Origin of the sequence: Blautia liquoris (genome assembly GCF_015159595.1) — a bacterium.
GTDB lineage: Bacteria > Bacillota > Clostridia > Lachnospirales > Lachnospiraceae > Novisyntrophococcus > Novisyntrophococcus liquoris.
In genome coordinates, this window is record NZ_CP063304.1 from 669,016 (window position 1) to 681,650 (window position 12,635).

The following is a 12,635-nucleotide window of genomic DNA, read 5'->3' on the forward strand; positions in this document are numbered from 1 at the left end:
TCAAAAGTAAGAGGGGCAAAATGATGAAGAGATTCTCAAGGGAATTTAGGAGCAAAAATCTATGGGGTTATATCTTGTCTTTTTCTGCAATTATGGTATTCATTTTTTTAATTATGGGATCTTATTTGTACTGGTTTTATTACAATACAGTCTATACTAATTTTAAAAAATCCAATCTGGATTATCTCTCTGCGGTCTCAGATGAACATGAAAATAACATGAGCGTATTGAATAATATAATGACACAGCTTAGTCTCATGGGAGGAAATGTGGAATTTAGTCTGCACGATCAGCCTCAGAAGAGCATTGAATTGAAAAAGGTGATGAATCAGTATCTGTCAGTAAGTCAGTTCTTCGACCGCTGCTTTTTCTTTTACCATGGGGATTCTTATCTCTATAATCAGAGCACATCAATAAATGTGAGTAATTTTGTGACGGAAGGGATCCGCTTAGAGAAATTCAATTCAGAGCAATTAAAGGAGTTTCTGTATGAGAACGAAAAGATGTCTGTACTTTCGGAACAGAAAATAGAAGGATACCTGGTTCAAAAATCAGGCAGGATCATGGAAAGCACTGTCATTTATTCCATTCCTATGGAGCCAAAGAAAGAAAGCACTATTTTGTTTCTAGTAGGTGGGAAATATTATGATAAGCTACTTGGAAGTGAATCGAACGATAAGAGGCGGACTTTTATATTTTATCAAGATGTTCCAATTGTTGCCAGAGGGAATGTGCCATTAAGTCCTGATCCGCCGGGAAAATCAGATGAAGAACAATATGTTATGAAAAAAGACGGTGAAAAATATCTGGTTACCTGGATGCAGGGAGAAAGTGGGCTGCTATACTGTACAGTACAGTCTGAAAAGATTTTTCAGAATAATTTTTTCTCAGAACAATGGGGAGTGCTGCTGATCTTGGCAATTTGCAGTATTCCTACTGCTTTTGCTTTTTTGAAACTATCCAAAAGCTTATCGGAAAAGGTTCGGAGCATTAATATTCTTCTGGGGACAGAAGAATATTATAATATGGAAAATATGGAAAACGGAGTTCGTGTTCTCGTGGAAAACCACAAAGAAAGCAATGAGGAACACATGCTGCTGCGCAGAACGAGATTTATCAGTGAATTTGTTCGTGGACAATTTGCGGACAGAGATCAGGTGATTTGCGTGGCTAAGGAAGCGAGTCTTAACATAGATAAAGCATATTATGTTATTACACTTATGGGAGATTATGGAGATAATGCTGAAAATGTTGGGCAGGAAATGATGCTCCATGCAATATCAGAAAAAAGGGTCGAAGAAGGATATGGTATACACCTGATCAATAGCAACCAAAGCCTATATGTTCTTTTCTCAGATTCGATTAAGAGATTGGAAGAATTATTAAAAGAGTTGTTTATTGTCGGTAAAAACTGCTGTGAGGAATTCGTTATGTCTGTCAGTGATTTTCACAGTGATTTTTGTGAGGCGCCAACTGCCTATCTGGAAGCAGATTCAGCATATAGTACCCGATTATTGGTGGACAATGGGAGAATCCTATATTTCACAGACATAGAAATCCGGAAAGGATCGATTACGGTTACGGATCCTTACTTACATAGATTGAGAAGTGCAATTCGGGATCGAAATGAAACAGAAGTAAAGAAAATCATACAGGAGATATGTGATACTCTTCGATCCAGCGGTCAGTCGCTGCTTACATTTCGAATTCTCTGTAATAATATTATTTATATGCTCTTTGCGGAGGGAAAAGATAGCAAGATCAGTTTTGAAGACACCTATAGTGTATTTTCACTTGCACAGTGTCTCACTCTCAACGATTTCCACGATATTTTATGGGAGGTCTGCAGTAAACTGATGGAAGCATATCCTGGGAAAGCAGAAAGTGGAGAAAAGTTTGTAGGAGAAGCAATAGAGAATATGAAACAAAATTATCAGAATACGGAGTTTAATATGGCTACGCTGGCGGAGCAGCTAGGGGTCAGCAGTGTGACTCTGGCAATAAAATTCAAGAATGCAATGGAAATAAGCCCTTCTGATTATCTGACTATTTTACGGATGGAACAGGCAAAAGTCCTTTTAAAGGAAACTGATCTAAAGGTGAAAGAAATAAGTGTCAAAGTTGGTTATATGGACGTTCATGTTTTTATTCGCAAATTCAAAAAATACACGGGAACAACACCCGGTCAATATCGAGTGCAGGCGATATAATATCTAAAAAAATTACACCATACATCTAAAAAAAGTCCTATTTATAGAGTTAGGACTTTTATAAAATAGATAATAAGACCAATTATAAAAGGGGAGAAGATTGATGAAATATATGAATCCAGTTGTACGGGGCTTTCACCCGGATCCGAGTATATGCAAAGTGGGTGAAGATTACTATCTGGTCAACAGTTCTTTCGAATACTTTCCGGGAATTCCTGTCTATCACAGCAGAGATTTGGTAAATTGGAAGCAGATAGGCAATTGCATTACCAGAAAATCACAGATTTCCCTGCAGGGAGCTAAAGATTCAGGAGGAATATGGGCACCGACAATCAGGCATTATGATGGAAAGTTCTATGTTACTTCAACCTTGGATGGGGGTGGAAATTTTATTGTTTCTACAGACGATATTCAGGGAGAGTGGTCGGACCCTGTGTGGGTTCCTATGAGCGGAATTGATCCATCTTTGTATTTTGAAAACAGGAGAACTTATTACTGTACGAATCAGACACTGCATCCGGGTCAGGAAGAAATCACCATGGCTGAGATCGATATAGCTACAGGCAGACTGCTAAGTGAGATTAAAACCATATGGAAAGGGACAAAAGGCGGATTCCTGGAAGCTCCTCACATTTATCATATCGGGCACTGGTACTACATGATGACTGCAGAGGGAGGAACGAATTTCAATCACATGATTACCATAGCAAGAAACAGAAACCTTTGGGGCGATTACGAGAGCTGTCCATATAATCCCATACTCACAAATAGGCATGATACATCGAAAGAAATCCAATGCACCGGACATGGGGATCTAATCGAAGACAATCATGGAAACTGGTGGATGCTGCATCTGGGAATCCGCCTATCCAGAAGAACCATGTCTCATCTTGGAAGAGAGACATTCCTTACACCTGTAGAATGGAAAGAGGATTGGCCTGTTATCGGAAACGATGGGAAAGCAAAGTTAATAGAAAAAGGCCCCCTATGGGAGAAACAAAGGGAGAAAAAGTGTTTTGCACCTGATTTTGGAGAAGAAAACTGGGAGCCAGATTGGATATTTTTAAGAAACCCGGATTTCTCCAATTATATCAGAGGCAATGGTACTCTTACAATTCGGCCATCAGCTAAGTTAGAGGAAAGCCAGAGCAGCCCTTCCTTTACAGCGATAAGACAATGTGATTTTTCCTGTAAAGTGGAGGTAAATTTACAATTTTCTCCTGTATTGGATGGAGATGAGGCGGGGATACTGATTTATTTATCTTCGGAATTTTATTATTGCTTTTCAAAAAAGAAAATCGATGGGGAGAATTACCTTGTGGTAGAGAAAAAAGCCGAAGATTTTATACAAAGGTCCTGTATGGTGAAGATAAAAGGAGAAAGATTACGGCTGATCATAGAAGCGGATGCATTGGAATATCGTTTTTATTATGAACAGGAGGAAGAAGAAATAACCCATTTTGCTGGGAGAGCGTCTACACGCTTTCTTTCCTGTGAAATAGCAGGAAAATGCTTTACAGGAACAGTAATCGGACTATATGCACTGTGTGAAAATCCCTCGACTGCGGAAGCGATATTTGATGGTTTTTGTATGAAATAAAATGAGCTGTCAATTTATTTCACTTGAAAGATAAGATATGGAGGTCAAAACATGGCTAGAAAAGAAATAGGAATAATGACTGGATGGGAGTTTGCATTAGAGGAAAAGGGTGAAAAACATTTCTCAGAAGTTGAGCTTCCTCATGACTGGGCGATCACTGGTCCGTTCAAAAAAGATATGGAGCAGGGAGAAGCACAGGGTTTTCGGGACCGCTGGGGAATTGGCTGGTATCGAAAAAAACTTGAGTTAAGTGAAAAAAAGGATAGGTGTTGCTATTATCTGGATTTTGGCGGTATCTATGAGGACAGCACTATATGGTTCAATGGTCACATGGCAGGAGGTCGAAAGTACGGATATAGTCCTTTCCGGCTGGATGTTACCGATTATGTACATACAGGAACCAATGAGATACTAATACGCGTAGACAATACAAAAAAGCCCGTGGATCGCTGGTATAGTGGTGCCGGGATTTATCGGACAGTAAAGTGGATTGAGACAGAAAAACACCATTTGGACGAGCGAAAAATCAGAGTCAGCACCGCGATAGATAATAATTCAGGTGTCATCACTGTGAATCCCGGAATACAGGGGAGTATGCGCCTGAGCGCTGAACATGATGGTAATATGTATCAGACTGAGAGAAAAGAAGAAATCATAACCTTGCGAATTCCTGACGCAAAATTCTGGTCCGCAGAGGAACCAAATCTGTATCATCTGAAACTGGAACTTATGGATGGGGAAAGGTGTGCAGATCAGATTACGATGCATGTGGGAATCCGTGAGTTTGATTTTATTCCTGACCGGGGGATGATCGTAAATCATAAACCGGTAGTATTGAAAGGTGTTTGTGTGCATCAGGACATAGCCTGCAGAGGAATTGCTGCAACAAAGGAGATGTGGCGTACACGGCTTATGGACTTAAAAGAGCTTGGCTGTAACGGTATACGTGCGGCTCATCATATGTATGCAGAGGAGTTCCTGGATTTGTGTGATGAGCTTGGATTTTATGTCTATGAAGAATGCTTTGACAAGTGGACCGGGGGCCTTTACGGCAGGTATTTTGAAACAGAGTGGAAAAAAGACCTGACAACAATGGTAGAAAGAGACCGGAACAGAACATGCGTATTTATCTGGGGGCTTGGAAACGAAGTGGAAAATCAGGCTCAGGACTCTATGATCCGTCTGTTGAAAATGTTGAAAGGACAGGTCGTGTCATTGGACAATACAAGACCGGTAACTTATGCAATGAATCCCCATTTTAAGAGGGAGAGTAACGTGGATTTATCCAGGGTGAAAGATATCCAGAAGTTTGTGGACGAGACAGATGATATGGAAATCTGTGATATGGAAGAACGCCTGGATTGTATTGCGCGGATCGCAGATGTAGTTGATATTATCTCCTGCAATTATCAGGAACAGTGGTATGATAAAATTCATGAAAGATTTCCGGATAAATTGATTCTGGGAACGGAGATTTATCAGTTTTTCAAAGGGCATGAGAATCAGATGCAGAATTTTATCTGTGAAAACCCTTCTCTTGTCCCATTGGAAAAGAAATATGTGATGGGTGGTTTCATATGGACGGGTTTCGACTATCTTGGAGAATCCATGGGGTATCCGGCAAAAGGATGGGGGGGCTCTCTGATCCGCACCAATGGTAATCGCAGACCCTCCTATTACATCATGCAGAGTTACTGGAGCAAAAAACCGATGGTATACTTTGCTGTGATGGATTACAGTCTAAAAGATGAGGGAGTAAAAGAACACTGGGATATTCCGATTTATGCGGAGCATTGGCATTTTCCGCAGTTTCACAGGGCAGTCATTCCCTATATGATTGCCAGCAACTGTGAGGAGGTCAGATTGTTTGTTAATGAAAAAGAGTTCTATCTGCCCAACCCATCTCAGTGTGCCAACCGATTGATTACAGGATTTATTCCCTATGTTCCGGGAAGAGTTAAAGTAGTGGGATATATACAGGGGGAGGAGGTATGCAGCAGGGAAGTTGTCACCCCGGATGCTCCTGTAGAACTAAGATTTACAGAAGGTGAATATGTATCGGCTGACTGTGGTCAGCAGAGACTACTGACAGTCCGGGCATGTGACGAGCATGGAAATCCATACTTTCGTGAAGAGTCTCTCGTAAACTTTGAAATCGAAGGAAATGGAGAAATTCTGGCGGTGGATAATGGGAATCTGATGGGAAATGAGCCCTACGATGAGGCTTTTATTCATATGTATCACGGTCAGGCAAGTGTCCTCGTCAAATGCGGGGATATTCCGGGAATCATCCGGGTATCTGCACACGCATCAGGTATGAAAAGTGGTTCTTTACGGTGTGGCTTGAATACGGATAAGTAATAATGCAACGGGAGGGAAAATGATGGAATTTAAAGCGAAAAGAAAAGACTTAGTTCCTGTATGGATTGGAAAAGATGAGACAGAGGCAGTCAGTATTGCAGTAGAGAATCTGAAGGTCGATTTGCAAAAGGTTTTGGAAACAGAGACATTGTTATCGAAAGTGTCTGATGCAAAAATTGTCGTGGGAACCATCGGTGTCTCTCATGAGATAGAGAGATACTTCGATCTACATAAACTCCAGGATGAAACAGGAGAATTTCGAAAAGAAGCCTATATTCTGACGGTGACCGATGGGCGTCTGGTAATTGCGGGAACGGACAGACGGGGAACAATATACGGAATATACGAGTTCTGTGAATGGATGGGTGTTTCCCCTTGGTATTTCTGGGCAGATGTTCCGGTTCGAAAGCGAGAGTGCATTCATCTTCCGGAAGGATATGAAAAGATTGATTACCCATCCGTGGAATATAGAGGGATCTTTATCAATGATGAAGAAGAACTTGAGCACTGGGCGAAACTTCACATGGACGAGAATACCATAGGAACACATACGTATGAAAAAATATTTGAGCTGCTTCTCCGGCTGAAAGGGAATTATATCTGGCCGGCAATGCATGTCAATTCCTTTAATATAAAAAAAGAAAACGGAGCACTGGCAGACCGGATGGGTATTGTAGTGGGAACCTCTCACTGCGACATGCTGATGCGCAGCAACAACCGGGAATGGCTGCCGTGGCTTTCGAGAAAAGGATATCAGGATGTAAAGTATGACTACTCCATAGAGGGAAGAAACAGAGAAATTTTAAATGAATACTGGAGGGAGAGTGTTCAGCAAAATAAAGACTTTGAAGTGAGTTATACCCTAGGTATGAGGGGGATCCATGATTCCGGATTCGAGACGAGCATGCTCGATGGAAAGACAGACGAGGAGCTTCGGAGACAGAAAATCGAACTACTGGAGACTATTATATCAAATCAGGATCAGATTCTGGAGGAGGAGCTCACCGAGACACCACTTAGATTATTTATTCCGTATAAAGAGGTATTGGAATTATACGATCATGGACTCAAAATTCCGGAAGACTTTACCATGATCTGGGCAAATGACAACTACGGATATATCCGGCGTTATCCCTCCATAGAGGAACAAAAACGGCCGGGGGGACATGGAATTTACTACCACAATTCTTACTGGTCACCGCCGGGAAGATCGTATCTTTTCCTTTGCTCTATTCCTCTGGCCCATACAAAGTATGAGCTGATGAAAGCTTATCAGGAAGGAATTCAGAAGTTGTGGATCCTCAATGTGGGTGCATTGAAGCCTCTGGAGATGGAGGCAGAGTTTTTTCTGCGCCTTGCCTGGGAGGCTGGGAGAACAGATGAAAGAACCGCGGACACGGATCGTTATGTGAGTCAGTGGATTGACAGAAACTTTTCAGGAGACCATGGGCAGAAGCTGGCGCCCATGATCAATCAGTTTTCTCAGATTGCAAATGTCAGAAAGCTTGAGATGATGGAGGACGATGTTTTTTCCCAGACGGCTTATGGGGATGAGGCCGTAGTCAGAGTTCATAAGCTGAAAGAGATTCTGGACAAGGCAGATGAAGTATATGATAGTCTTCCCGCAGATGAAAAGGATGCGTTTTTCCAGCTGGTTTTGATGAGAATTCATGCAGTTTATCTGACGATGTGCCAGTATTACTTTTCAGATAGAAGTACGCTTTGCTGTTCCCAGGGAAAGATGCAGGCAGCGAAACAGTATGTAGAGGAGACAAGGGCATATGAGGATGCCAGAAGAAAACTCATCTTCTACTATAATCACAATATGTCCGGAGGAAAATGGAACGGAATCGTTACACCGGAGGACTTCCCGCCGCCGAGAACGGCGATGTATCCTGCATGTACCCCACCCCTTTCTATGGGAGAAACTAGGATGCTTATTTCTCTTTGGAATGAAGAAGACAAGATTTCTTTTGTCAGTCCTTCCACGAAATGGCTGGAGATTTCCAATGCGGGAGCGGGCAGTTTTCAATATAAGATTGAAGCTCCGGACTGGGTGAAACTTTCGAAAAAACATGGACAGGTGTCCCGGGAAGAGAGAATACTAATTTCAGCAGATGATACAACTGAAAAAAGGCAGGGAAAGATTCTTATTACAAATGAATCAGATGGCAGCAATTACGATATACCGGTAGAGATAGATCCTGTGCCTGCTGATTTTGAGAATCCGGAAGACGACGGAGCAGTTGTGATCTCAATGTCTGGTGTAAAAACAAAAGGATTTCGAACTATTCCGAGACTTGGAAGGGAAGAAGGCAGCCTTCTGGAAGGATACAAAGAAGGGGCAGAGACATCTTTTCCTATATATTTGACCAGTGAAGGAGAATTTCTGCTGGAAGTTCACCGGTTTCCCTCTCTGAATTCTACCGGAAGGATTCGAATGGGCGTGAAGATTGACGATGGTGAATTCCGGACCATAGAGAGTAAAGCCACTGATGAGTATAGGGATACCTGGGAGTGTAACTCCGCAAATAATGTGGACAAGCTCTGGCTGAAACTGGCGCATCTGAACCATGGATCCCATACGATTACCCTGAAAGTAATAGACCGGTATTTTGCAGTTTCTAAATTGGTGATTTATACAAAAAAGAAAAAAGAAAACAATCTCGGGATCCTCCGTGGGAGTCAAGAACTTCCCAAAACGGGGTGGATTTTAAAATGGGCAGATGACTTTTACGGAAACTTCAGACTTAAGCCAAGAAAAGAGATTTTCGCCAGGAAGTCAGTGACAAAAGACAGTCTGGTAGCCACAGATCATTTTATAGAGGTCCCGAGATATGCCAAGACAAAAACTCCTGAAGAAATTCTTAAAGCGGCGTATGAAGTTTTTGAAGAGAAGGATCAGGCAGTAAAGATCGATGCTGTCACTGCGTATATGCAGACAGATTTCGCTTTTACAGAACAGGAGAACTGGCAGTACTGCAGCAGTGAGTCCTATGGAAGAAGTGGTCTGGCATTATATATCAGGGATAAGGAAAGATATTGGAAGGACGTCATGTCTGCGCCAAAGCTTAACTATCAGATCAAATGTACGGGCGGAAGGTATTGTTTGTGGGTGCTGCTTCGAATTAATCCTACAAGATTGTATTGCCTGGGCGCAGCAGTGGATCACAACTTTTTAAGTGAAAATCAATTGTATAATCAGGGACGATTATGGAGATATGAAGCAGAACAGATCTGGCAGTGGCTTTCTTTTGCTGACATAGAACTCAGTAAAGGGAAGCATCTGCTGACATTAGCAGTACTATCAGGGGGTGTCAGGATAGACAGACTTTACCTGACGAAAAAAAGTGACACTCCTCCGATGGATCTGTACTGGGACTACGGGTTAAATTAATCAGAAACTTTTCTTTATTGCATAAACTTCCGGCATGGGTTAAAATCTCATTATGGAGACAAAGAGATCTCTGAATCATATGGGGTCAAATTACTTTTGACCCCAACCTCATATTATTTAACGAAAGGTTTTAACTATGTCTATTTCTAACACAGAAAACAAAATAGGGATCCCACTGGAGGGTTTCGGCGAAGCATCCCGGAAGGCATCCTGTGAGGGAATTGTCCTTCTTAAAAATGACCGCAACATGCTCCCTTTCCTTTCCTCTGACAACATTTCCATCTTTGGCAGATGCCAGATTGATTATTATAGAAGTGGAACCGGTTCAGGTGGTGCGGTAAATGTAGAATACACATCGAATTTGTTAGATGCTCTTCGTCAACAAAAAGATGTACGCATCAATGAAGAGCTGGCAGCTGTTTACGAATCATGGATCAGAGAACACCCCTTTGACAACGGGGGAGGCGCCTGGGCAGCCGAGCCATGGTATCAGGAGGATATGCCTGTTTCAGATGAACTGGCAGCAAGCGCGAGTGAAAATTCCAATAAAGCCATAGTCGTCTTTGGCCGAACAGCCGGCGAAGATCAGGACAATGCCCCTGTGGAGGGTAGTTTTCTTCTGACAAGGGAAGAACTCGGAATTTTGCATACCGTGACAAAACATTTTGATCAGGTCGCAGTGGTCTTAAATGTCTCGAATATCATAGATATGAGTTGGCTTGACACTTTGGAATATAAGGATCACATATGCTCGGTACTCTATAGCTGGCAGGGAGGTAGTGAAGGTGGTAATGCCTGTGCATGCGTTCTTTCTGGAGACGTAAATCCCAGTGGAAAGCTGGCGGATACGATAGCCAGTTCGATCGACGATTATCCCTCTACGAAGAACTTTGGGGACGAAAAAGAGAATATATATCAGGAAGATCTCTACGTCGGATATCGCTATTTTGAGACATTTGCACCAGAGAAAGTACTTTTCCCATTCGGATATGGGAAGTCTTATACAGACTTTGAACTGAGAGGTTCCGGCTTTCAGGTGAGCGGAAGCGGAAAAGACACACGGATTAAAGTCTGCGTTGAAATAAGAAACAAGGGTTTGAAATATGCCGGTAAAGAAGTCGTACAGCTCTATGTGGAAGCGCCGCAGGGGGCGCTTGGAAAGCCATCCAGATCGCTGGCAGGATTTGCAAAGTCCAGCTTGCTTGCGCCACAGGAATCAGAAAAGCTCCAGATTGAGGTTTCGGTTACCGCATTGGCATCCTACGATGACAGCGGCAAAACAGGACACAAATCTTGCTGGGTCCTCGAACCAGGGGTGTATCGCTTCTATCTGGGTACGGATGTGAGATCTGCCGAGCCGGTCTGTGACGACAAAGACACCTTCTATCTGAACGATTGTCTTGTGACAGAACAGTTGGAGGAAGCACTTGCTCCTACAAAAAGTTACCAGAGGATCCGTCCCGGACAGAGAAAAGAAAATGGAACGTATGAAATTGCTTATGAAGAAACACCGCGCCATACGATATCCATGGCGGAGCGGATTTGCGAGAATCTTCCGGCGGACATGCCGATCACCGGGGATCGGGGAATTACATTTCGAGATGTGAGAGACAAAAAGGTCGAATTGTCAGAATTTGTGGCGCAATTTTCAAAAGAAGAACTGGCCAGAATTGTTCGGGGCGAAGGTATGGGGAGTCCACTTGTAACGCCCGGAACCGCATCTGCTTTCGGCGGCGTTGCAAAGAGTTTGAGACACTATGAGATTCCTGCAGCATGCGCATCGGACGGTCCGTCTGGAATCCGTATGGACAGTGGTCTTAAGGCGACACAGCTTCCGATTGGCACGTTGTTAGCCTGTACCTGGAATCCGGCACTGGTTGAAGCACTTTATGAACTGGAAGGCAGAGAATTGCTTTCGAATCGCGTTGATACACTTCTGGGGCCGGGAATCAATATCCATAGAAATCCATTAAATGGAAGAAACTTCGAATATTTTTCCGAAGATCCGCTTCTTGCCGGACGTTTTGCGGCAGCGGTTACAAGAGGAATTGGAAGAAAAGGCCCTGCCGCGACGGTGAAACATTTTGCATGCAACAGTCAGGAGCAGGGGAGAAACACAGCTAATTCGGTAGTTTCCGAGCGTGCACTTCGCGAAGTTTATCTGAAAGGTTTCGAGCTTGCTGTGAAAGAAGGCCAGGCACGCTCTATCATGACTTCCTATAATCCGATCAATGGTCACTGGTCGGCCTCAAACTATGACTTGTGTACGACTGTGCTGAGAAGGGACTGGGGATATACAGGAATCGTAATGACCGACTGGTGGGCAAAGATGAATGACCCAGTAGCCGGGGGAACTGCTGGTGTGACGAACACAGCTGCAATGGTGCGGGCACAGAATGATCTCTATATGGTAGTGACAAACAAAGGAGCCGAGGAAAATGCCTACGGTGACAACACGCTGGAAGCCATAGAAGAAGGAAAACTTACAACAGGCGAACTTCAAAGATCAGCGATGAATATCTTAAATTTTATTCTGCATTCACCAGTGGCAGAACGTGCGGAAAAAGACATCGCTGCGGAAGATGGTGAGGACGGATTAGGTGCAGAAAATATCCGATTTACCACGATTCGTTTTCTGCCAAAAGAGCAGAAGAGTCGGCAGATTACACTTGAACAGGACGGAAAGTACAAGATTCTGGCAAAGGTAAAGTCAGACCTTTCGGAGCTTGCACAGTCATCTACTAATATTTGCATGAATGGCCAGATCGTGGCAACGATTCAGTCGCATGGAACCGATGGAGTCTGGAATCTGATCAAAGTAGAAAACGTGTTCCTAAAGGCGGGAGAATATGAGATGACACTCGAAACGATAAAACCCGGTCTTGAAATCACATGGGTCGATTTGACTGTGTGAAGTTAATCATCATATAGCTATTTTGAAAAAGTCCATTAAGACATCTTGACCCCACAAAAGTATGGTGATACAATATATAAAAGTGGCTTTTGCCATGTGAGTTCGAAAACAACGAGTAGTATTTATCAGGGCAGTATCTGATAAGTGCTCCTC

5 protein-coding genes are annotated in these 12,635 nt (G+C 43.0%); all 5 read left to right on the forward strand.

Features of this window, described 5'->3' with window-relative positions; all coding sequences use genetic code 11:
- The first annotated feature begins 113 nt into the window (after positions 1 to 113).
- The 5 genes from INP51_RS03105 to INP51_RS03125 all read left to right on the forward strand — a co-directional run bounded on the left by INP51_RS03105 (position 114) and on the right by INP51_RS03125 (position 12,482).
- Positions 114 to 2,210: a helix-turn-helix transcriptional regulator gene (locus INP51_RS03105; protein ID WP_193736285.1), complete on the forward strand. Its 2,097-nt coding sequence runs from the start codon at positions 114 to 116 to the stop codon at positions 2,208 to 2,210.
- 103 nt (positions 2,211 to 2,313) lie between these two features.
- A complete protein-coding gene (locus INP51_RS03110; protein ID WP_193736286.1) occupies positions 2,314 to 3,810 on the forward strand; it encodes a glycoside hydrolase family 43 protein in 1,497 nt (498 codons plus the stop codon).
- Between the two features lie 51 nt (positions 3,811 to 3,861).
- Positions 3,862 to 6,171, forward strand: a complete 2,310-nt coding sequence (locus INP51_RS03115) for a glycoside hydrolase family 2 TIM barrel-domain containing protein (RefSeq protein WP_193736287.1) — start codon at positions 3,862 to 3,864, stop codon at positions 6,169 to 6,171.
- A gap of 19 nt (positions 6,172 to 6,190) precedes the next feature.
- The gene (locus INP51_RS03120; RefSeq protein WP_193736288.1) at positions 6,191 to 9,568 is read left to right on the forward strand and encodes a glycosyl hydrolase 115 family protein; all 3,378 of its coding nucleotides are present in this window, start codon (positions 6,191 to 6,193) and stop codon (positions 9,566 to 9,568) included.
- Positions 9,569 to 9,704: 136 nt separating this feature from the next.
- A complete protein-coding gene (locus INP51_RS03125; protein ID WP_193736289.1) occupies positions 9,705 to 12,482 on the forward strand; it encodes a glycoside hydrolase family 3 C-terminal domain-containing protein in 2,778 nt (925 codons plus the stop codon).
- Positions 12,483 to 12,635: the final 153 nt, after the last annotated feature.

Coding starts and splice junctions, on each gene's coding strand:
- INP51_RS03115 (WP_193736287.1), top strand. CDS start 3,862: ATGGCTAGAAAAGAAATAGGAATAATGACTGGATGGGAGTTTGCATTA.
- INP51_RS03125 (WP_193736289.1), top strand. CDS start 9,705: ATGTCTATTTCTAACACAGAAAACAAAATAGGGATCCCACTGGAGGGT.
- INP51_RS03120 (WP_193736288.1), top strand. CDS start 6,191: ATGATGGAATTTAAAGCGAAAAGAAAAGACTTAGTTCCTGTATGGATT.
- INP51_RS03105 (WP_193736285.1), top strand. CDS start 114: ATGGGATCTTATTTGTACTGGTTTTATTACAATACAGTCTATACTAAT.
- INP51_RS03110 (WP_193736286.1), top strand. CDS start 2,314: ATGAAATATATGAATCCAGTTGTACGGGGCTTTCACCCGGATCCGAGT.